19 protein-coding genes are annotated in these 22,451 nt (G+C 56.2%); 7 read left to right on the top strand and 12 right to left on the bottom strand.

The window, feature by feature from the left end; all coding sequences use genetic code 11:
• Positions 1-71 precede the first annotated feature (71 nt).
• Positions 72-617, bottom strand: coding sequence for a DUF721 domain-containing protein (locus DSD30_RS11515; protein ID WP_157967665.1), 546 nt, complete (start codon positions 615-617; stop codon positions 72-74).
• A gap of 533 nt (positions 618-1,150) precedes the next feature.
• On the opposite strand from DSD30_RS11515, the gene DSD30_RS11510 reads away from it, so the two are divergent.
• Positions 1,151-2,272 (top strand): site-specific DNA-methyltransferase, encoded by a 1,122-nt coding sequence (locus DSD30_RS11510; protein WP_114009850.1) that lies wholly within the window; start codon positions 1,151-1,153, stop codon positions 2,270-2,272.
• Positions 2,273-2,493: 221 nt separating this feature from the next.
• On the opposite strand, the gene DSD30_RS11505 is transcribed toward DSD30_RS11510, so the two are convergent.
• Entirely contained in the window at positions 2,494-2,982 is a 489-nt protein-coding gene (locus DSD30_RS11505) for a GNAT family N-acetyltransferase (RefSeq protein ID WP_114009849.1), read from the bottom strand.
• Positions 2,975-4,066, bottom strand: a complete 1,092-nt coding sequence (mutY, locus tag DSD30_RS11500) for an A/G-specific adenine glycosylase (protein ID WP_114009848.1) — start codon at positions 4,064-4,066, stop codon at positions 2,975-2,977. Before mutY ends, DSD30_RS11505 begins: the two co-directional genes overlap by 8 nt.
• A gap of 169 nt (positions 4,067-4,235) precedes the next feature.
• On the opposite strand from mutY, the gene tldD reads away from it, so the two are divergent.
• Positions 4,236-5,738 carry a metalloprotease TldD gene (gene tldD / locus DSD30_RS11495; protein WP_114009847.1) on the top strand — a complete coding sequence of 501 codons (1,503 nt, stop codon included), beginning with the start codon at positions 4,236-4,238 and terminating at the stop codon, positions 5,736-5,738.
• A gap of 234 nt (positions 5,739-5,972) precedes the next feature.
• Positions 5,973-6,920, top strand: a complete 948-nt coding sequence (locus DSD30_RS11490) for a proline dehydrogenase family protein (protein WP_114009846.1) — start codon at positions 5,973-5,975, stop codon at positions 6,918-6,920.
• An 83-nt stretch (positions 6,921-7,003) separates the two neighbouring features.
• On the opposite strand, the gene DSD30_RS11485 is transcribed toward DSD30_RS11490, so the two are convergent.
• On the bottom strand, positions 7,004-8,683 hold the full coding sequence (locus tag DSD30_RS11485) for a methyl-accepting chemotaxis protein (RefSeq protein ID WP_114009845.1): 1,680 nt from the start codon (positions 8,681-8,683) through the stop codon (positions 7,004-7,006).
• 787 nt (positions 8,684-9,470) lie between these two features.
• Here DSD30_RS11485 and DSD30_RS11480 point away from each other — a divergent pair.
• The 3 genes from DSD30_RS11480 (at position 9,471) to DSD30_RS11470 (ending at position 13,298) form a co-directional block, all read left to right on the top strand.
• Positions 9,471-11,261, top strand: a complete 1,791-nt coding sequence (locus DSD30_RS11480) for a DEAD/DEAH box helicase (RefSeq protein ID WP_114009844.1) — start codon at positions 9,471-9,473, stop codon at positions 11,259-11,261.
• 197 nt (positions 11,262-11,458) lie between these two features.
• Positions 11,459-12,943, top strand: a complete 1,485-nt coding sequence (locus DSD30_RS11475) for an MATE family efflux transporter (protein WP_114009843.1) — start codon at positions 11,459-11,461, stop codon at positions 12,941-12,943.
• A gap of 142 nt (positions 12,944-13,085) precedes the next feature.
• Positions 13,086-13,298, top strand: coding sequence for a DUF2093 domain-containing protein (locus DSD30_RS11470; protein ID WP_114009842.1), 213 nt, complete (start codon positions 13,086-13,088; stop codon positions 13,296-13,298).
• Between the two features lie 50 nt (positions 13,299-13,348).
• Here the strand turns inward: DSD30_RS11470 and lpxK are convergent, their stop codons facing one another.
• The 6 genes from lpxK to DSD30_RS11440 all read right to left on the bottom strand — a co-directional run bounded on the left by lpxK (position 13,349) and on the right by DSD30_RS11440 (position 19,603).
• Positions 13,349-14,368, bottom strand: a complete 1,020-nt coding sequence (gene lpxK, locus DSD30_RS11465) for a tetraacyldisaccharide 4'-kinase (RefSeq protein WP_114009841.1) — start codon at positions 14,366-14,368, stop codon at positions 13,349-13,351.
• A 27-nt stretch (positions 14,369-14,395) separates the two neighbouring features.
• Positions 14,396-15,724, bottom strand: coding sequence for a 3-deoxy-D-manno-octulosonic acid transferase (locus DSD30_RS11460; protein ID WP_114009840.1), 1,329 nt, complete (start codon positions 15,722-15,724; stop codon positions 14,396-14,398).
• A 342-nt stretch (positions 15,725-16,066) separates the two neighbouring features.
• Positions 16,067-16,771, bottom strand: a complete 705-nt coding sequence (locus tag DSD30_RS11455) for a lysophospholipid acyltransferase family protein (protein ID WP_157967664.1) — start codon at positions 16,769-16,771, stop codon at positions 16,067-16,069.
• Positions 16,772-17,005: 234 nt separating this feature from the next.
• Complete coding sequence (locus DSD30_RS11450) at positions 17,006-17,242, bottom strand: DUF4170 domain-containing protein (protein ID WP_114009838.1); 237 nt, start codon at positions 17,240-17,242, stop codon at positions 17,006-17,008.
• 146 nt (positions 17,243-17,388) lie between these two features.
• Complete coding sequence (locus tag DSD30_RS11445; RefSeq protein ID WP_245418449.1) at positions 17,389-18,201, bottom strand: 3'(2'),5'-bisphosphate nucleotidase CysQ; 813 nt, start codon at positions 18,199-18,201, stop codon at positions 17,389-17,391.
• 31 nt (positions 18,202-18,232) lie between these two features.
• On the bottom strand, positions 18,233-19,603 hold the full coding sequence (locus DSD30_RS11440; protein WP_114009836.1) for a TldD/PmbA family protein: 1,371 nt from the start codon (positions 19,601-19,603) through the stop codon (positions 18,233-18,235).
• 388 nt (positions 19,604-19,991) lie between these two features.
• Here DSD30_RS11440 and DSD30_RS11435 point away from each other — a divergent pair, with 388 nt between their 5' ends.
• The gene (locus DSD30_RS11435) at positions 19,992-20,639 is read left to right on the top strand and encodes a DUF6101 family protein (RefSeq protein ID WP_114009835.1); all 648 of its coding nucleotides are present in this window, start codon (positions 19,992-19,994) and stop codon (positions 20,637-20,639) included.
• A 95-nt stretch (positions 20,640-20,734) separates the two neighbouring features.
• Here the strand turns inward: DSD30_RS11435 and DSD30_RS11430 are convergent, their stop codons facing one another.
• Positions 20,735-21,352, bottom strand: a complete 618-nt coding sequence (locus DSD30_RS11430; protein ID WP_198662924.1) for a hypothetical protein — start codon at positions 21,350-21,352, stop codon at positions 20,735-20,737.
• A 117-nt stretch (positions 21,353-21,469) separates the two neighbouring features.
• Positions 21,470-22,306: a patatin-like phospholipase family protein gene (locus DSD30_RS11425; RefSeq protein WP_114009834.1), complete on the bottom strand. Its 837-nt coding sequence runs from the start codon at positions 22,304-22,306 to the stop codon at positions 21,470-21,472.
• Between the last annotated feature and the right edge of the window lie 145 nt (positions 22,307-22,451).

Genomic DNA, 22,451 nt, shown 5'->3' with positions numbered 1-22,451 from the left:
ATTGAGCAACTCTCACAAGTGAAAGGCGCCTTTGGGCGCCGTTGTTCATGGTCAGTTTGATTGCCTGGTCGTCAGCCCTTGGCCATGACGGCAGCACCAAAACGGCGCAGGGCGGCAGCCATCCGATCATCATTGACCCCTTCAAGCTGATGCTCGAGTGTCTGGGCCTCATTGCGTGTCAGTGACCGCAACGGAGCTGGACGGCTGGATTTCTTGGTGTTGATGGGGCGCTGCAGGATCTGGATGCGATCAATTGCCGGATAACCGAAATAGGCGTTGACGCGCTGGATGATCGTTGCCTGCTCATGCTGCAGAAAGACGGACTGTGCGCCCTCGCAATGCAGAACAAGGGTACCGGGCTTGAAACCATCGCCTTCCCCCCGTCGTGGCCAACGGATGCGGTCAGGTTCGGTACAATCGGCAAATTGCGGCCCAACGATCTCGCCCCAATAGCGCAGGATGTCGGCGGACGCAAAGCCCTGCTTGCGGCAAAGCGGTGTCAATGATGATCCAATCAGGTCACCCAGCGGTCGCGCACCTTTCTTTCGGGCTTTTTCCAAAGCCACGATGTCGGCGTTCCTACGCGTTCCGTCTCGATTGTCTTTCTGTTTGCTCATGTTCCAGTCGACCCCATCAATCCCGTGATGGTCCCATTTCGGGATGCTTAATCCCAAATCATGCGCCCCAGATTCTGTTTTAAGCTGATTTGCGGATTTGCGCCAGAGTCCGCAAGGAGGCCGCGTAAAATATGGTGAAGATTGGGGCAAATTTTCGCCCGCACACATAAAAATCCCCTGAGGATCGAGATGCTTGTCGTGTCTTTTCACTTCTTTGCGATCTCATTTCGTCTCTGGGGCGGCTGATGGTTCGCTGATCCGGGCCGGGGTGATCTGAATAGTATATTGCGTTGGGACCGTCCCTCCGCAAGCATAGTAACTATTCGTTAAGATCAATCTTTTGGTAACTAATATTAATCAGTTGTTATCGATAAGAATCCGATTTTGACAAACATTTTGTCGCATTTCGCGCAAATTGTTCATGGAAGTGAAGAAGTTTAACTGGTGGTTTACCATGATCACGCAGGATGGCCTCAGTTGCGGGCGATATCTTGGCCCGGTTGTGTTTCTGTATTCATCAGTTGAGTAGGCGTATGCGTTCCAATCAAACCACTTTGTCGGTCCACGATCAGTCAGTAGCCCACCAACCTGATTGGCTGAACACCATTCTCAAGGGCGATTGCATTTCGCAGCTGGAAAAGCTGCCAAAGCATTCGGTCGACGCGATCTTTGCTGACCCGCCCTACAATCTTCAGCTTGGCGGCGGCTTGACCCGCCCGGATCAGTCCGAAGTCGATGGTGTGACCAACGACTGGGACCAGTTCGAGAGCTTTGAGGCCTATGACGCCTTTACCCGTGCATGGTTGCTTGCCTGTCGCCGGGTGCTCAAGCCCAACGGGTCGATCTGGGTGATCGGCTCCTATCACAATATCTTCCGTGTCGGCGCAATCATGCAGGACCTGAATTTCTGGCTGCTGAATGATGTGGTGTGGCTGAAAACCAACCCGATGCCGAACTTCCGCGGCAAGCGCTTTACCAATGCTCATGAAACCATGATCTGGGCTGGCAAGGACAAAGCTTCGAAATGCACCTTCAATTATGAAGCGCTGAAGACCTTCAATGACGATGTGCAGATGCGCTCGGACTGGACCCTGCCAATTTGCACGGGTGGCGAGCGGCTAAAAGGCGAAGATGGCAAGAAAATCCATCCGACCCAGAAGCCTGAAAGCCTGCTTTACCGGGTGCTGCTGTCCTCGACCAATCCGGGCGATGTCGTGCTGGATCCGTTCTTTGGCACCGGCACCACCGGAGCGGTCGCCAAAAAGCTTGGCCGCAATTTCGTCGGCGTTGAGCGGGATCGCGACTATATCGCAGCCGCAAACGCGCGGATTGAGGCCATTGAGCCGGTTGATCTGGGCGCTTTGAAAGTGACCCAAGGCAAGCGAGCCGAACCGCGCATTCCGTTTGGCCGCCTGTTGGAAAATGATCTGTTACAGCCGGGCACGGTGCTGACCGACAAGAAAGGCAAGATTTTTGCCATGGTTCGGGCCGATGGCTCGCTGATTTCCGGCGCGCATACTGGATCAATTCACAAGGTTGGTGCTTTGGTGCAGGGTCTGGATGCCTGCAACGGCTGGACCTATTGGCACTATGACAATCAGGGCACGCGCGAACCCATTGATGCGCTGCGCCAAATCATTCGGGACGCAGCGTAACAACGCAAGGTTCCACACACTGCGGGCCACGGCCCGCCCAGAAAAGTTTAAGGCAAAAGGAAGAGTTCTGAGTTCCAAACCTTGGTGAAGTCCAGTTCTGGCCGGATATGCTCAGCCGATTGTGCTGCGTAACTGAGCATCGGTCGATTGGTATTTGCGACATCAAACTTCACCTACCTAGGGCGTTTTGTGTCTCTGCTGAGCCGCAAAGCGCCCTAATTTTATGGAGACGACGGTTTGGTTTTGGAAAGCCTCTTGCGCATGGTGATCGAGGTTGGCCGGTCATAGCCTTCATGGGCATCTTCGCCAGTCTTGATGAAACCGAACGCGCCAAAGGTGCGGTGATTTTCCACCAACTCGATCCGGCTTTGTAGTTCCAGCCAGTCATAGCCATGGATGTGGGCTCTTTCCTCAGCCAGCTGCATCATCCGAGAAGCCAACCCCTGCCCGCGCGTTGGCTCGTCCACCGTTACCTTGCCCAGATAAAGGCAATCTGGCTTCAAAGTCATGAAGATGCAGGCAACAGGCGGCGAGCCAATGGTCCAGACCTCGCCGTCTTCGCATTGTGTTTCAATGGCTTCAACACTCAAGCGATGCATCGAGCTGGGCGGATCAATGCGGCTCTCCATGTAGGCGAAATTGCGCTGAATGAGGGAAAGAATGTCATGAAGGCTCGGATCGCCTGCTCTGATGCGTCTGGGTTTAATCATCTGTTTTCTCGGAAAAGTCTACCACCTTGCGAAAGACCGTCGGGAGAGCTTCACCGCTGATGGCGTGAGGTTCTGACCACCAGCCCTCAGGAGTCGGGGCGGGTTGATCGGTGTTGGCGTGATAGACATCGAGTTGGAGGTGGAAGTGGGTGAAAGTGTGGGTCACCTGCCCGACCTTCTTGGTGAATATCAAGCTTTCGGGTGCGTAATCAAGGGCGGTGGCAAGGTCAAACGCCTCCCCTTCCCTTTTGTCGAACCAGTTGGTGGTTGGCACCTGCGCCATCGAGGCAAGCAACCCCTTGGCGGGGCGTTTGCCGAGCCACAATGCGCCATCTGACCGTTCGATCAGAAAGGCAGCGCCGCGTCGGGTCGGCTTTTCTTTTTTTGGCGCTTTCACCGGATATCGCTCCATGTCGCCCGCCCGTTGCGCTTCACAAGCGCCTGAGAAGGGGCACAGGCCGCAGGCGGGCTTTTTCGGGCTGCAGAGGCTCGCCCCCAGATCCATCATGGCCTGAGCAAAGTCTCCGGGGCGCTGGGTCGGTGTCAGCACAGCCATCTTTTCCTTGATCGGCCTTTTGGCTGCAGGCAGGGCCTCGGTGATGTGATAAAGCCGGGCGATGATCCGCTCGATATTGCCATCGACCACCGCAACAGCTTCGTCAAAGGCGATCGCCCCTATGGCCGCCGCTGTATAATCGCCAATGCCGGGCAAAGTCTTGAGCTCTGCTGCGCTGGATGGGAAGCGACCTGCATGGTCTTCGACCACCTGCCGCGCACATTTGTGCAGATTGCGGGCACGGGAATAATAGCCAAGCCCGGCCCATGCCTTGAGGATATCGTCTTCTTCGGCGGCGGCCAGATCAGTCACTGCGGGCCATTCGGCGACAAAGGCGGTGAAATAGCTTTTGACCGCACCGACCGTGGTCTGTTGCAGCATGATTTCCGACAGCCAGACATGATAGGGGTCGGGCACGACACCAAGCGCGGCATCCTCCGGCGAGACACGCCATGGCAAGGTGCGGTGATGGCGGTCATACCATGCAAGCAAAGCGTCGGCGTTCGGAGACGCAAGGCGCTGGTCCATAGGGTGATCCTTGTTTCTTATGCATCACAAAGCCCCACTCTGTCGGTCACAGGACGTAACGTAAGGTGCGGCCAATTGCGATCAAGACTTTATTCTCTTCTGGATATTCGCGGTCAATCCCCTTATGTCTAGGTGAAACACTTTTGAATGCCAACCGATACGGGTTCCAATGCTGTATACAAATGCCACTCTGCCAGCCTCCCTTCAGGACATCACCCCTGCCGCAAGTCTCATTCCGGGGGAAGGCAAGGATTTGCTGGAAAGTTACGGACTGGACCGCGAGACCGTGTGTCGGCTGTTGGCTGACACCCTTGACGGTGCGGATGATGGCGAACTGTTCCTTGAACAAACCCAGTCGGAAAGTCTGGTCTTTGACAATGGTCGCCTGAAAAGCTCCACCTTTGACACCGGCCAGGGATTTGGCATGCGAGCGATTGCCGGCGAGATGGCAGGCTATTCGCATTCCGGCGAAATCGACATGGGCAGTCTCAAGCGGGCTGCTGATGCGGTGCGCAGTGTCGGTCAGGGCTATGGTGGCGTTCTGGCGCTGGCCCCCAACAAGATCAATCGCAATCTCTATGACAGCCTCAATCCGGTGGATTCGATGGCTTTGGGCGCGAAAATCGCGCTGCTGGAAGACATCAATGCCTATGCGCGGGACAAGGATCAACGGGTCCGGCAGGTTACCGCCTCGCTGTCCGGCAGCTGGCGGCGGATTGCCATTTTGCGGGCAGACGGCTCCTTCGTGGAAGACATTCGCCCCTTGGTGCGGATCAATGTCGGCGTGGTTGTGGGCGAAGGGTCCCGACAGGAAGCAGGCAGCCACGGATTTGGCGGTCGGAATGCCTATGACTTCTATCTGGAAGAAAACGGCCTTGAGGGTGGCTGGCAGAATGCGGTGGATGAAGCCGTCCGTCAGGCGCTGGTCAATCTTGACGCCGTGGATGCGCCAGCCGGAGAGCTGGATGTCGTGCTGGGGCCGGGCTGGCCGGGGGTATTGCTGCATGAAGCGGTGGGCCACGGCCTTGAGGGCGACTTCAACCGACGCAAGAGCTCGGCTTTTTCCGAATTGATGGGCCAGCAGGTCGCAGCCAAAGGCGTAACCGTGGTGGATGATGGCACGCTTGGCGGCAAGCGTGGTTCATTGACGATCGATGATGAGGGCACACCGACACAACGCACCCCACTGATCGAAGACGGCATTCTGGTTGGCTATATGCAGGATCGGCAAAATGGTCGCCTGATGGGCGGCCAGTCGACCGGCAACGGGCGTCGCCAATCCTATGCCCATCTGCCTATGCCACGGATGACCAACACGATCATGGAACCCGGAGAGCATGCGCCCGAAGAGATTCTGAAGTCCGTCAAGAATGGGCTCTATGCAGTCAATTTCGGCGGCGGTCAGGTTGATATCACCTCGGGCAAATTCGTCTTTTCCTGCACCGAGGCCTATCGGATCGAGGATGGCAAGATTGGTGCGCCGGTCAAGGGAGCGACCCTGATCGGCAACGGCCCTGCAGCGATGAAGCGTATTTCGATGATCGGCAATGACATGGCGCTCGATACCGGCATCGGCACTTGCGGCAAGCAAGGACAAGGCGTGCCGGTCGGCGTTGGACAACCAACCTTGCGAATCGATGGCATCACTGTGGGCGGTACAGCAACCGGCTGATGGGCCGCAGCTCCACGCCTTGCCACACTTGCGCATGAAAGTGATGTCCTTTTTGATTCATAATAGCCCCAACATGTCCATTTCAGGAGCATGGTGTTCGCCTGTGGTGTACACGGATACTGCCTGCGGCAGCTTAGCAGTGGGGCACTGAAACGTTTGCTTGTTCCTTAAAATTATACATCCTAGTCTGGCATTCCATTCTTCACAGATTCATGTTTTTGGGGAAACAGAGTCATGCGCCGATTTTGGCAAAAGGGGATGATTGCGCTTGCGCGCTCTTCCCGCCTGAAACACTTCATGCAATCCAATCGCGGAGCCTCCAAGCTCGCCACCCGCTATGTGGGCGGCGACAATGTTGTCGAGGCATTGGATTGTGCAAACCGCCTTTCTCGCAGCAACATCCGCAGCTCCCTGTTCTATCTGGGCGAGTATGTCGACACCCATGAGTTGGTTGATCGCAACATCACATCGATCAACCGTGCCATTGACATGATCAGCTTGTCCGAATTGGACGGGCATCTTTCCGTCGATCCCACTCAGGTGGGGTGTTCGATTGACTGGGACAAAGGTGCAGCAGCCTTCTGGCCGATCGCCGAAGCGCTGAAGAAAGCGGTTGGCGAGCGAGACGGCGTGCATTGCCTGATGATCGATATGGAAGATGACAGTGTCGTCGAGAGAACCGTAGCGCTCTATCATGCCTTGCATGCGGATGGTTATCCGGTTGCACTAACGCTGCAGGCTTATCTGAAGCACACGGAAGGTGATCTTGAAAAGGTCATCAGACAAGGCGGCAAGGTACGGCTGGTCAAAGGTGCCTTTGTGGCCGGATCAGACATAGCCCATGTGGGCAACGCCGCCGTGAAGGCCAATTACTATCGCCTCGTCGACAGGATGTTGTCGAAGGAAGCGCTGGAATATGGCTTCTATCCAATCTTCGCGACCCATGATCATGAAATTCACGGCTATGCCATCGAGACAGCACGCGCCAATGGCTGGCCGCAATGCAGTTATGAAATCGAAATGCTCTATGGGGCACGCGATGATGTTGCCGAGGAGCTGTCTGCCCATGGGGAGCGGGTCCGTCTCTATCTTCCCTTCGGCGCGGATTGGTGGCCCTATGCGATCCGGCGGATTGGTGAAAATCCCAAAAACTTGAATCTGCTGCTGCGCAGCCTGATCTGAGCGAGCATAAGCCAGAGACGAAAAAGGCGACCGCACGGTCGCCTTTCGTTTGTCCTGGGCCAAAGCAAAAACTGCTTCTGCAATCAGGCAGCCACTTCCCTGAGGAAGGTTTCAATCTGAGAGCGCAGGATATCGGTGCTGTCCTTGAGCTGATCGGTTGCGTCTTTGACGGTTTCTGCCGACTGGGTGGTCACCTGCGCCCGGTCCATCACGTCTCGCATATTGCCAGAAGCGCTTTGGGTGCTGGCAGCAGCTTCCTGCACATTGTTAGCGATCTCACCGGTTGCTGCGCCCTGCTGATCGACAGCTGAGGCAATGGCTGTCGTGTAACCGTCAACTTCACTCATGACGCTGGCAATCTTGGCAATGGATTCCACCGACTCCCGGCTGGAAGACTGGATCGCGGTAATCAACATGCTGATCTCTTCGGTCGCCTTTGAGGTCTGATTGGCCAGTTCCTTGACTTCGGAGGCCACCACGGCAAAACCTTTGCCGGCTTCACCGGCACGTGCCGCTTCGATGGTCGCATTCAGCGCCAGCAGGTTGGTCTGCTCGGCAATGGCCTGGATGAGGCTGACGACTTCGCCAATCTTACGCGAGGATTCATCGAGCTGCGCCACCTTCTCATTGGAAATGCGCGCGTCTTCGGTTGCAATGGCGACCACTTCCTTGCTGCGCACCGCCTGCTGCATGATTTCATTGATTGAAGCCGTCAGCTCTTCTGCCGCAGACGCAACGGTCTGCACATTGTTCGAAGCATTGGTCGACGAGTTGGATGCCTCGCGCGAGCTGCCTTCGGTCTCAATGGCGATTTCCTTCAACTGAAGGGCTGCCTGTTCCATCTCAATGGTGCGTCCATTGACGATGCCGATATTTTCCGAGACCTGCTTTTCGAAGCTTTCGATCAGTCTCCGGGTGCGTTGGGCTTCCGCCATCCGCTTGTTGTCATGCTCTTTTTCCTGTTCTTCGAGACGAAGACGTTCAATCGCATTGACGCGGAAGGTTTCAACGGCACGGCTCATATCACCGATTTCGTCGGTGCGGTGGGTGCCGGATACCGGCTCATCAAGTTTGTTTTGTGCAATCGCCAGAATATTCTGGTTGAGCGTGGAAACCGGACGCGCAATCGACCGTGCGAGCATGAAACCAAAACCGACAGCAACCAGGATCAGCAAACCTGCAATGCCTGCGCTGGTCAGGGCCGCTTTCCAGAAGGCTTCTTCCACTGCCGACATCAGCACGCCTGAACCGATCACCCAACCCCAAGGCTGGAACGCTTTGACATAGCTGAGTTTATCCCGGCTCTTGCCCTTGGGATCTTTCCAGACATAGTCGACATAGCCAGAACCGTCGCGTTGTGCCAAATCCACAAATTCCTTGACGTGGAACTTGCCATCACCATCGGTCGACTTGATCTTGTTGGTGCCCTCGGTATCCGGTTTGACCGGATGAACAACCGTGTTGCCTTTATAGTCAAAAACAAACACGTAATCCTTGCCCTGATACCGCATGCTGCGCAGGGAAGTCTTGGCACGGACTTTGGCTTCGTCCTCGCTCAAGGTGCCGTCCTTGAACATCGCATGATGTTTGGCGATCACATTGTGCGCGACTTCAACCACGCTCTTGATTTCATTGCGCTTGAAGGAATCGAGGTTCCAACCCAGCGTTTGCAGCTGATAGACAAGCATCACGACAAAAGACAAGGTAAAAAAGGCTACAAGCGCATACAGCTTGCTTGATAGCGAACGAAAAAGCTTAAACATCCCACTGGCTCCAATTGCAGAGACTTCTAGCAAGAGATGCCATCAAGTTCCTCTGCACCCCACGCTTCTAGATCTATGTCAAGAATCTAGGCAATTTGTTTCAAAACCGTTTAACCATTGGAAAAACTTATATCCATAAGGCTAGGAACTGGCTGAAATCCGCAGCCTTTGCCGTTATATGTTAATTTCTTATTGCATATCTCGCTGGCACAACACGGAAGCTCAAATCGTCGCTAGATGGCGAGTTATGTCCATAATGTCGCAGGGTTACGTCTCAAATCTGCCTAAGGAGTAAGCAGATGACAGCGCAGTTCTACCCACAATGGCGCGCGTCAGTTTGCCGCACCCATAATACACCTGAATAAAAAGAGCCTGCAGAGCCGGGTTTCTCATGGCGTTGGGCGCCGCGATCTGAGTTCACGCAGGCGGAAAGGCCGCACAGCTCAACTGATTGTCATTGCAGGAAATCCAGCTACCAGCGGTATCAGCCTGCAGACGGGCACAGGTCTGCCAGGAGGCGACCATGGTTTTCTCCCAAACAAAGAAATCGTTTTACGGCTCGGTCTTTTTACCGTTTGTTGCGAAATGTCACGCTTTCTCTTCGGGAGGATTTGACCTTTCGCCTTCCCTCCAGTACAAGAGCCGCTCACCCCGTGCAAAGTGGCCTATTTGACGATGGACGACAAACGAGATCCATCCGACAGGGGTTTGGGCTTGAGACCGCGGGAAAATTTGACTGGTAAGTCAGCCTTGTGCTGACAGGGATTTCCCGGAAAGCCAAATACTCATGACACAATATGAAAATGTGCATCCCGCGCTGGGGACTGCACTGGATGCGCGCGGCTATGAAACTCTGACGAGCGTTCAGACCGCTGTAATCGAACCCGAAGCCAAGAATCGCGATCTGCTGGTTTCTGCACAAACCGGATCGGGCAAGACTGTCGCCTTCGGTATGGCCATGGCAGAAACCCTGCTTGGAGATGCTGAACGCTTTGGGCGCGCCGCCGAACCGCTGGCCCTTGTGATCGCACCGACCCGCGAGTTGGCCCAGCAGGTCAAGGCAGAGCTGACCTGGCTCTATGCCAAATGCGGCACCATTATCGCCTCTTGCGTTGGTGGCATGGACATCCGCCGCGAACGCCGTGATCTGGCGCATGGCTGCCACATTCTGGTGGGAACGCCGGGGCGCCTGCGCGATCACATCGAACGCGGATCGCTGGATCTGACCTGGCTGAAAACGGTCGTGCTTGATGAAGCTGACGAGATGCTCGATCTGGGCTTTCGCGAGGATCTGGAATTCATCCTGTCCAATGCTCCGCAAGACCGTCAAACCTTCCTTTTCTCGGCCACCGTACCCAAGCCGATTGCGGAACTCGCAAAGACCTATCAGCGGGATGCTCTCAGGATCACCACGGCCGAAGAGCGCAAGCAGCATGCGGATATTGATTATCACGCCCACCTGATCGCGCCCAAGGACAAGGAAAAGGCAGTCATCAATGTGCTGCGCTATCATGAAGCGACGAGCACGATGATTTTCTGCTCAACCCGCGAGATGGTCCGTCATTTGTCTGCCCGCCTGTCCAATCGCGGTTTTGCAGTCGTGGCACTGTCTGGCGAGTTGAGTCAGGCAGAGCGCAATCATGCACTGCAGGCAATGCGCGATGGCCGTGCACGGGTCTGTGTGGCAACGGACGTCGCCGCCCGCGGCATTGACTTGCCCAATCTCGATCTGGTGATTCATGCCGATCTGCCAAACAATTCCGAGACCCTATTGCACCGTTCGGGCCGGACGGGTCGCGCGGGACGTCAGGGCAATTGCGCGATCATCGTGCCGCAAAATAAGCGTCATCAGGTCAATCGCCTGCTGAAATTCGCCAATCTGCGAGCAACCTGGTCGCAGATTCCGGGCATTGATGCCATCCTCAAGCGCGATCAGGAGCGGATTTTTGCCAATCCCATGCTTCAGGATGTGCCGACCGGTGACCAGCTGGAAAATGCCCAGAGCCTGTTGGCCATCTATGGTCCTGAACAGGTGGCAGCCGCCTTTCTGGCCACGCAACAGTCCAATTATCCGGCACCTGAGGAAATCATCGAGATTGCGGATCGCTTTGAAGAGCGCAGTCAGTCCCGCGACCGGGCCGATTTCGACGATGGTGTCTGGTTCCGGGTCAATGCGGGCCGTAAGCATCGCGCCGAGCCACGCTGGCTGTTGCCGATGATTTGCCGTATTGGCGGATTCTCGAAGAAGAAAGTCGGTTTCATTCGCATTCTGGAAGCCGAAACCGTGTTCGAACTGTCCCCTGACGTAGCGGACACTTTCTTTGAGACTGCCCAGACCGAAGGGACCGGCGAAAAAAGCCTTCGGATTGAGAAAATCGGGGATCGCCCCGCGAGCATTGGCAGAAATGACGAAGGCCCTCGCGGCAAGGGTGGTCGCGGCAAACGGGGTGACAGTCAAGGTCCGGATCGCTTCAAGCGCGGCAAACGTCCCGAAGGCCGGGGCGGACGCAAGCAGCATGGGGACTATAAAGGCAAGAAGACCTTTGGCGGCAAACCCCGCAGCAAAGCGCGCGACTGAGCTGTAAAGCCAGTCCAGTGAGATCAAACGGCAGGACAGGGATTTCCCTGTTCTGCCGTCCTTGTTTTGGGCCATAGCAAAGAACCATGGCAAACCCGCTTCCCTAAAGTTCCTCCTTTTGTGCGGCTCGCTCTTTTCCTGACCCGCCGCAATCCCTATCTTGAGGGCTCCCTCCTTTGAGTCCCAGCGGAGTTAGCATGACGGATCAAAAAGCGCAGTCAGACGAGCAAACCTCCGATGGCAACGGCGCACAGCAATCCAGCAAGAAAGATGTCGGCAAGTTCGTCACCGGCTCGATCTTCCGCCACGTGGTGACAATGACCGGGGCGGGGTCTGTCGGCTTGATGGCCGTGTTCGCGGTTGATTTTGCCAATCTTTTCTATATCTCCCTGCTTGGACATACGGAGCTGGCGGCGGCGATTGGCTATTCTGCGACGTTGATGTTCTTCAACACATCGGTCGGCATTGGTCTGGCGATCAGCGGCTCGGCGATTGTTGCACGCGCAATTGGGGCGGGAGACAAGGATCTGGCAGGTCGGCGCGCAGGCAGTGCCTTGGTCACCGTTGCCCTAGTGATGAGTGTGATAGCTGCTACGGTCTATTCCTTCATCCCACACCTCCTGACCCTGCTTGGAGCCACAGGTGAAGCCCATACGGTCGCGGTCGACTTTCTGTCGATTGTGATCCCTTCCCTGCCCTTGCTCGGCATTGCAATGATGCTGGGCGGGATCCTGCGTGCCAACGGCGACGCCAAAGGGTCGATGATGGTGACACTCGCCGGGGGCTTTGCTTCAGCGATTCTGGATCCGATCTTCATTTTCGGCCTCAATATGGGGGTGACAGGCGCTGCGGTCGCTTCAGTTTTGTCGCGGATGGTGATGATTGCTGCCGGAGTGCAACGCACTTTCCTCAAGCAGAAACTGGTGCATATGCCGAAAAATGTCGCTGAACTGGTCAGCCATTGGCGCGTCTTGTTCCCGATCGCTATTCCGGCCATTGCCACCAATGTGGCGACACCCGTCGGCAATGCCTATGTCACCATAGCGATTGCCCGTTACGGGGATGCTGCAGTGGCAGGCTGGGCGATCGTCGGACGCATCATTCCGATTGCCTATACCGCCCTGTTCGCCCTGTCGGGATCGGTCGGACCGATCTTCAGTCAGAATCTCGGAGCCGAGCGGTTTGATCGCGTAAGAGCGACGCTCAAGGACAGCATGACCTTCATCCTGATCTATTCTGTCAGCATCTGGCTGGTTCTGTTTCTGGCGCAGGATTTGATCGTCATATGGTTCAATGCGCAAGGGGAGACAGAGAATTTTGTCCGCTTCTTCTGTAACTGGGTTGCGGCAAGCGGGATCTTTATGGGCTTCCTGTTTGTTTCCAATGCAGCGTTCAACAATCTGGGCTATCCAACCTATTCGACCTTCTACAACTGGGGCAAGGCAACGGTGGGGACCATACCGCCGGTGATGTTGGGCACCTATCTGGCAGGCGCAGAAGGGGCCATACTGGGTCAGGCTGTAGGCGCGCTGGTGTTCGGCACTCTTGCGATTGTCACCTGCTTCCGAGTGATCCATCGCCGCGAGGAACAGGCTCCACAAGCAGGCGATGCCACAGGCAGCGATGCTGCGATCTGGCGCCGTGCCCTTTCGGGATTGTCATCGGGCAAGGCAAACATGTAGGCTTGAAATTCATGCCCAAAGCCCTGCTCCAACCCTTGCCAAGTGCGACGCCACTCGCTAGAGCAGGTCTTGACAAAAGCCCTTGGGGCCTTTGGGCATCCCCAGGTCAGAAATATACAAATTCGACAGGACGTGACAGATCATGATTTCCCTTACCGGCGCAGGCAAAGAAGCCCAAATCCGCTATCTCGACGGCGACTATCAGGTGCTGGCAGGTGGCACATTCGTAAAATGTGCCGTCACCGGACGTGCCATTGCGCTGGAAGATCTGAAATACTGGTCCGTCAAACGGCAGGAAGCCTATGTCGATGCTGCGGCTTCCCTTGAAGCTGAAAAGCGTTCAGAGACGGTCTGATCGGCTCTCGGGCGCATTTGTCTGCTCCTTGAAAGCCATCTGATGGCCTTCTAGCGCCGGGAATATTTTCGTTGGGCCTGTTCCAGCACCCGGCGCGGGAAGGTCGCATCATCGAACTGCATCTTCACATCAATGATATGGGTCTTGCGCGCCAGGGTCGCTGCGGCCTCACCAATGCCAATCAGTCGGACATGGTCCTTGGCGGTGGTGACGATGGTGAGATTCTGCTCTTCGGCCTTTGCGAGAATTTCGTGCGCTTCCCCGTTGGTGTAGGGATGGTGGTCAGCAAAGTCGCGGCTGTCGACAATGTCGAGTTCCAAAGCCTCCACAGTGCGGTAGAACTTTGCTGGCTGACCGATGCCGCAAAAGGCAAAGACCCGTGTGCCACCAATCAGATGACAGCGGGCGGGCTTGATATAGGCATGGTTTGACGCCTTGCCCAATTGGGCTGCCAATTGCCGCAGACGGGGACCGCGATCCCCTTTCCCCACAACCACGAACTGATCGGCCCGCCGGACCTGCGGCACCAAGGGTGCCCGCAAGGGGCCTGCCGGCATGACAAAACCGTTGCCGATGCTCTGCTGAGCATCCACCACAACCAGATTGAGATCTTTGAACAGATAGGGATTTTGAAAGCCATCATCCATGATGACAATGGCCCCTTCACGGGTTTTGGCCAGCTCTTCAGCCTGACGTGCGCCTTCAACCCGGTCTTGGGCCACGATGGTCGGCGCAATGCGGGCCAGCAACAGGGCTTCGTCGCCCACGTCTGCCGAGACATGTTTGGTCGGGTCCACCAGCAAAGGTCCTTCCTGTGCCCCACCAAAACCACGGGTCAGGAAGATCGGCGATAGACCAATGGAAACAGCCGTTTCTCCAAGCGCCAGCGCCATTGGTGTCTTGCCCGCTCCACCGGCAACCAGATTGCCAATGCAGATAACCGGCAAACGGGCTTTGTACCGGGCCGGTTTTTTGAAACGGGACAGGGAAAGCCGGCCATAAATCAGGCTGGCGGGATACAGCAGCCATGCGAGCAGGCCGCGCTCGTTCCAGAAACGGGGCGCTTTCAAAGCCGGGTCCTCTTCTCTAACTTTATATCAATGCCCATTGTCCGCGCCGTTGCCCGAGCGCTGCAATTCTGCGTTGATTTTGAGCGGATTGAGGAACGGCGTCAAGGCCATGACGGTGCGATCCAGTGCACCTGCAAAAGGATGCAGGGCATGGCGCGCCAGCTCAGACCGGCGATGAACGTCTGCCGGGGAAGCAAACATGCGTGACAGTGCCTGAATAAGATCGCGCTCCGCATACAGACACTCGGCCCCACCAGCAGCATCGAGTGCATTATAGATGTCGGCAAAATTCTGAGTGTTGGGGCCATGCAGAATGGTGCAGCCAAGGCGGGCCGGTTCAATCGGGTTCTGACCGCCATGGGGAATGAGCGACCCTCCAAGGAAAGCAATTCGTGAGAGTCGATAGAGCAAGCCCAGCTCACCAAGCGTGTCGCACAGATAAATCGAGGTATCCGGCTTCAAGGCGGGGTCCTGCGAGCGGCGCTGAACGCGTTTGACAATGCCGGACAGTTCTTTTTCCAACTCTTCTCCCCGTTCGGGATGGCGTGGCACCATGATCGTCAGAATATTGGGCAAGAGGGCAGCCATGCGCCGGTGCGCCTGAGCCAGCACACGCTCTTCGCCCGGATGGGTGCTGGCGGCAATCCAGACCGGGCGTGCGCCAATGGCTGCGCGCAAGGCGGTCAGTTCGGCTTCATCGGCGGCGGGCGGCGGCACGTCGAACTTGAGGTTGCCGGTCACTTCCACATGAGACACGCCAAGCTGGGCATAGCGTTGACCGTCTTCCTCGCTCTGGGTCAGGCATAATGGCACATTGCCAAACATTTCCCGCACGGCAAAGGGAAAGCGCGACCAGCGCTCGAAAGAGCGTTCCGACATACGGCCATTGACCACGATCAGTGGGACATCGCGATGATTGAGCTCGGACATGATGTTGGGCCACATTTCCGATTCAACAAACAAGGCAAGATCCGGCATCCAATGATCAAGGAAACGGCGCACGAAAGGCATCGTGTCAAAAGGCACGAACTGATGAAAGGCCCCTTTTGGCAGTCTTTGCTCGGCCACTTGAGCCGACGTCACTGTCGTGGTGGTCAAAAGGACATTGGTGCCCATTTCGACGATCTGTTCGAGCAACGGCATGACCGCGTTGGTTTCACCAACCGAAGCTGCATGAACCCAAACAAGTGGTCCCAGTGGCCGCTTCAATTTGGACTTGCCATAACGCTCACCACGCCGAGCCCGGACTTCCTTGCCGCGGGCACTGCGGATGGCAACCAGCAAAGGCGTCAAAGGCGTGACGGCATAACCTGCTGCGCGGTATGCTGAAAGGGCAATGCGTCCTGACCAATCCATCAAGTGTCCGTTCTCTACTCTGCGATTCGTGTCGTTCTGGACCGTGTTAAAGATCAAACATGGCAATTGCTGGAAGACGCTTTGCCGTGCAAGAAGGAAAACCGCTTTTGCACCGCTTGTTCAGGCCAGCAACAAATATAGTACAATTTTGCACAAAAATCGGATCTTTCAAATGGACTTGGCTGATAGGAATATATTGATAGCCTCTTTTCGGCGGATATTTCCACAGTCAGCGGCTCTTCGTCCCGTTTGTATCGCTATGTCCGACTGCCTGTCGCAGGGGCATCATGTCCCATATGTGCGACTACTATCCTATGCAGGCCACAGTAAATGCAAGGATATTCAACCCTTGGCGGTACCACTGATGGCGTAAGCCTCCTCAGTGACCCCATTCAACCCAGCTTCAACCGCTTTGCGCAATCGCTCCATTTCGGCATCGTCTGCATCACGAGGAACATAGATCGGCTGCCCCACCTTCAACGCGGCGCGACTGAAAGGCAGATTGATGACGGCACGATCCCAGCTGTTCAGCTCGATATATCGGGAGGAAGCATAGGCAACCGGAACGATCGGTCGTCCAGACATTTTTGCCAGAGTGATCACACCCATGCCGCATTCACGAGCGCCCGTTTTGGGGACATTGACCGTCATCACCACACTCAGACCTTCTGCAAGTGTGGAAATCAGGCTCTTGAGAGCCTGGATTCCGCCTTTGGAAAGGGTCTTGGCCCGGTTGCGCCCACCGGAGCCACGCACCACCTCGACACCAAGGCTTTGGGCTGCAATGGAATTCAGATGGCCATCGCCAGAGCGGGAAATCAGAGCGCGGACATGAAAGTCTTCGCGTCTCATGAAAGGCACCATCAGATGCTGACCGTGCCAGAGCGCGACAATGACAGGAAACTCGTCCTTGATGCCATCATATTGTCGTGCCGGATCCTCAGCCATGCGCGTCGTGGCATGGACAAAACGGAGCCAATAGGCAATCGCCAACCCGCCAATCGTCAGGACGGTCTTGGAACGGGTTAATTTCTTCAGTCCGGACACGGTTTGGTTTGTCTCCCAAGGGGACAACAGCCGCAGAGACCTTCAAGGTCTTGCGACTGAGTGGCGCTTGCTTATGGATGCAGCTTCCATATAGAACCATTTGTCCATAAATGAAAGGGCTACCCAAAGGTGGGGCTATCCCGATACACAGGCGTGGTGGCAATCTTGCATGCTCTTGTCTCGCCAGCTCTTGCCTTGCTTGCCGGGATTCCGGGCCCTTGTGGTCCGTTGGCCTTATTTGGGCTCTTCAGGATCCATCAAGCGGTGCATATGGACGACAAAGTACCGCATATGCGCATTGTCTACCGTGCTTTGGGCTTTGGATTTCCAGACGTCATAGGCGGTGGCATAGTTTGGGTAGATGCCAACAATATCGAGATTGTCCAAGTCCTTGAAGTCCAATCCATCAAGGCTGCTCAATTCACCACCAAATACGAGATGCAGGAGTTGCTTCTGCTGTTCTTGCGCCATCGTCTCTCTCCGCTAAAGTTGATGATCCTCAGAATTCCTGTTCTGTAACGGCAAAATGCCGCAAGAACCAGTGCAGAGAACGGGATTTTCAGCACAAAGGCTGTTTCTCCGTCGAAAGTAGACCCTTGTTGTGCCATTTCAGGGCGTTATCGGCGCACAGGGAAGGACAGGCGCGCCATCATTGGCTGAACCAGTTCGCCCAAATGGGCATTGGCCGCATAAAGGCTGGCATGGCGCGTCTGGGGCTGATTATACAGCAAATGGCTGCCATTCTTGTCGCGCAGCTGGCCTTTGGCCTCTTCGACGATCAGGTCGGCGGCGGCAAGATCCCAGTCATTGGCATGTTCACGGGCAAGCGCCAGATCAAGGGCTCCGGTGGTGATCATGACAATGCGGTAGGCGAGCGACCGAATATAGTCGTGGCACTCGACGCCTGCACGGGCCAAAGGCCCCTTGCGGATGGCACTGCCGGGACCTGCTGCGCGGGCACCCAGCAGCTTTTTGCGGTCCGGGCAGACCAGTGTCTCCCCATTCAGCGTCGCCCCACCATTCAAGTGGGCGCAATACATTTCATCGCGCACCGGGGCAAACAGAGCGGCAGCCACCGGACGCCCCCGCTCGACCACAGCCAGCGAGATGGTCCATTCGGTGCCGGCATCAATGAAGGCGCGGGTGCCGTCAATCGGATCGATGACAAAGACCCGATCTTTTTGCAAGCGGCTCTTGTCGTCCTCGCTCTCTTCGGACAACCAGCCATAGTCGGGGCGGCGCGCCATCAGGGTTTTGTGGAGATATTTGTCGACGGCAAGGTCGGCTTCGGTCACAGGGCTGCTGTTGCCTTTGGTCCAGACTTGTGGATCGGCCTTGAAATAGCCAAGCGCGATCGCACCGGCCTCTCTTGCGGCTGTTTCGAGCAGAGCGAGATCGTCCCGATCTTCACTGGTTGGCTTGATGGTCACTTGTGACACCTTTCCCAAAGACTATTTGGCCTTAGCGGCCCGCAATCGTCATGCCCTCGATCAGAACAGATGGGGCGCTGACGGCGCTTTCAAATTTCAAATCGTCGGCAGGCACCATCCGACCAAACATGTCAATCAGATTGCCCGCGATGGTGATTTCGGAAATGGATTCGGCCAGTTGCCCGTCACGGATCCGGAAGCCCGACGCCCCGCGGGAATAGTCGCCGGTGACACCATTGACCCCGTGGCCAATCAAATCGGTGATGAAGACGCCATTCTTGACGCCTGCTATGAGGTCTTCCTGGCTCTGGCTTCCCGGCTGGAGGGTCAGGTTGGTGGTCGAGGGGTAGGGATTGGCTCCGGATCGCGCAGCCCTGCCGTTGGTTTTCATGCCCAACTCGGCTGCCGTGGCGCTGTCGAGGATCCACTGGTTGAGATAGCCATCGGCCACCAGATCAAGCGGCAGGCAATCGGCCCCTTCGCCATCAAAGGGGCGCGAGCCCAGTCCCCGCACCATGGTCGGATCGTCGGTGATGTTGAGCCCTTTTGGGAAAATTCGGCGGCCGAGCTTGTCTTTGAGGAACGAGGTGTGACGGGCCACCGCCGAGCCATTGATGGCTCCGGCCAGATGACCAAGCAAGGTGCCCGCAACGCGCGGCTCGAAAATCACATCATAGGTGCCGGTTTCGACCTTGGCGGGGTTGAGACGGGCAACCGTCCTCTCCCCTGCACGGCGACCGACATGGGCAGGCGACTTGAGATCTTCGCGATGCACGGCGGTGGAGAAGGAATAGTCTCGCTCCATTTGCGTACCCGTACCCGCAATGGCGGTGGTGGAGAAGGAAATGCGCGAAGACATATAGGAGCCCACAAAACCGTGCGATGTCGCCAACACCATGCCACCGAGAAAATGCCCGGCACTGGCGCCTCCGGATTTGCTGACACCATGCTCTGCCAAGGCGGCTTCTTCGGCACCTTGCGCCATGGCAGCCAACTCTTCAGTGCTGGGAATGGTCAGATCGACCGGATCCAGTCGGTCCAGTCTGTCAGCGATCAGTTCCGGCGAGAGCAGGATGTCTCGGGCGGCCAAACGGGCAAATGGATCAGGTGGCGACAGGCGCGCCATGGCGACGGCCCGTTCGGCAAGGTTTTTCAGGATGTCCGGATCCGAGGTCGTGTTGGTCGAGATCGATGCCTTGCAACCGTCGATGAAGACGCGCAGGGCCATGGAGTCATTTTCGGAATGCTCATTCTCTTCCAACTTGCCATCCCGATAACCAACGGAGCTGGAGGCTGACCGTGCGGCCACAGCATCAGCAGAATCTGCGCCCGCCTTGAGCGCGGCTTCCACCAGATGTTGAGCCCGGTCGAGGATGATGGATTGATCAAGTAAATCGGACATATCGCTTCTAACAATCATAAACTGGGTCAGGCCGGAGGCGGCACAGATCGTGCGCCATCTCTTCCGGCTCGGCTGCTTGCATGGTCAGTTCGGCCCCAGACTGTCCCGACTTGACCCGGATAGCTGGCTCCATGCTGCATCATTCACATCCCTAACACTTAGGTCCTGTTGCCCATGGGGGCAAGCAAAAAGGCATGAAGCCTCTGCTTGTGGGCAATGAGGGCGTGGTTAGCAAAAGATGAAGGCCAACATCTGGTAACCAATCTCTAACCCTATAATATATCACGATTTTTTAACCCTGCCGCTTAAGAGAATAGCGAAGCCTGCCTGTTAGAGTGAGCGCATACAGAAAGAAGCACCCGAAAATGGGGCTCGCAGGAGAAGGCACGTGAGGCGTCAAGACAATCATAAATACACACAAGCCATTTCCTATCAGGTTGAGGGGTCGGCCCGGATCGACCCCCACAATCTCAAGAAATTTTTCCAGACATCAGAGATCCGCAAGAAGGCAGCCACGCTGACCGGCTTGCCGCAAGCCATCCTGTTTGGTGAGAGCCGCTCCGGTATGGTGCAGATCAAAAGCGACCACGCCCTTGTGGAATGCGCGCTGACCTGTGGTCTGCCGCTAATCGTGCGAGTGCCGATGGGCTATTATCAAGGCATTGGTGCGCGCTTCGTCGTGGGCAATCGCGAGGGCAATCCGCTGGTTTGCATCCTTGAACTGGTGCATAAGGATCCAAGCCTTTCGGTTCCGGTGGCGGTGTCGACCGACCTTGAGGATATTGCCATTGACTGGCAGAGCTGGTCGCGCCGGTATGATCTGACCATGCTGCATCAGCCGCTTGGTTCTGGTGACTATGTTGCCGCAGAATCCAATGATACATCCCTCTCCGGGCTGTCCGTGGCCAAACAGCAGCCAAGGCGGCCACATGCGCAGTTTTCTGCCCGCCGCCCACGCTTTCTGGCCCGCCGCAAAACCGGCCTTGCCGGTCAGATGCCCGCCCTCAAGGGCCGCGAGATCATCGCCCGCGACTAGTCTGGCGCTTTCCCCTCATTCCCTTTGCCCCTTTGCCCCTTTGCCCCTTTGCCCCTTTGCAATAGCATGAGCATCAGCATCATCTCTATGCTGGCCTATTGGCAACCATTGTGCTTCTTCCACATGGCCGGATCATGGCCTTTTGGAACGGAGCTGCATGGATCATCCTTGGCATATCCACGCAGCGTATTGTAAAGCGCGATCTGCTGTTTTGTCAGGATGGCGGGTGTCTTCAAATGGGCTGAGAGATGAATGTATCGCAGGCTCTCACGCGCTTCTGCGATCCGATGCAGACTGTCCTTGAGTATGGCATCTGTGATGTTGCCGGACCGAAAATGCGTTTCCAGTTCCCGTTCCAGATCAATCAAGGTCGCGCCCTGCAGCCTTGCCTTTTCGTTCATCTCGTCAAACAGGCGCTGAAGAGCCGCGATCTGTTCGGGCGTCAGCGTGATGTCTTTCTGCATTTCCAGCAGATGAGCAGGACCGGGAACACCATTCAGCTCCGCGGCCTTTGCCAATCCCCAGCCGGCACCACGCTGCAACTGGGCAATATCCTCTTCTGACAGGCTTTTAATGGCGCGGTTTTCCTGCCCTGCATAGGTCGACGTATGTTGATGAGTCGGTTTGTTCGTACTGGCCACGGCCGGCAACGAGCTGGCCGCCATGGTCGCAATGGCCAGCAGTCCTGCCAGTCGTCTGTCTCGTTTCAACATTATGCCCACTTTATGTGATTATACGGATCACCACACCATATCACAGAATGAGCAAAAGCAACGACGCCTCGCGGAAGTGTTATCGATTCCTTAGCGGTGATTTGCCTGCAGAAAGCGTTAATGGCTCAGCATGGCGTCAAGGGCGTGTTTGACATCCTCCTTGGTTTGTTCGCTCGCCTTGAGGATTTCGTCTGCCTTAAGAAAATCAAGGGGCCGAAAGGCGCCAATACGCGGATGAACCAGCAGATCAACCCGGTCATGGCGCATTTTTTCGCGTTGAATGGTCTGCATCAGGATCTGTGACGCTCCGAACCCCATCTCAAACGCCCCCAACTTGCCCTCATCCGGGGTCTTGGGCAGGCCAACCACATCCACCGCCACCACGATATCGGCCAAGGCGCGAACGTGATCGACGGGCATGGGATTGACGCAGCCACCATCGACCAGAAGCTTTCCATTCAGGGTAACGGGTCGAAAAATGGCGGGAATGGCCATGGAGGCGGCAAGCGAAGGCAGCACCGCACCTTCCTTCAACACCACTTCCTCACCGGAAAAATAATCGGTTGCCGACAGGCTCGCTGGGAACAGCATGTCTTCAAAACGCCGTTTGATCTCTTTGGGAAAGAAAGCTTCGGCAATCCATTCCGGATCGAACTGCACCCACGCACCGACCGGCGAGGAGTTTGACCAGAAATCGGAAAAGCTTTTGGGGCGATTCTGCCAGACGCGAGACAGGACTTCTGTCCTGTTGGCAAAGACCCGCAAACTGAAGTCATGCAACTCTGCCCCGCTGATACCGGACGCATAACAGGCCGCGGCAATGGCACCGATCGAGGTGCCGGACACGGCGACGGGCGTCACGCCCAGTTCATCGAACGCTTCCATCACCCAGATATGGGACAGGCCGCGCGCCCCGCCGCCGCCAAATGCAATGGCTACCGTCTTGTCGCTCATAGCTTCAGTCTTTCCGTCTTGATGTTGATTGAGGGCCAATATGCGCCTTTTTTCACCTGAACAGCAACCAAGCTTTGTTCCATCAGCACCGCAAAACTGGCATAGCTCACCCCATTGGGGCGCAGACTTATCATTTAGGCAGAAT

Origin of the sequence: Cohaesibacter intestini, assembly GCF_003324485.1 — a bacterium.
In the GTDB taxonomy this organism is placed as follows: domain Bacteria; phylum Pseudomonadota; class Alphaproteobacteria; order Rhizobiales; family Cohaesibacteraceae; genus Cohaesibacter; species Cohaesibacter intestini.
Note: the sequence above shows the minus strand (reverse complement) of the source record. Positions and strands in the feature narration are given on the sequence as shown.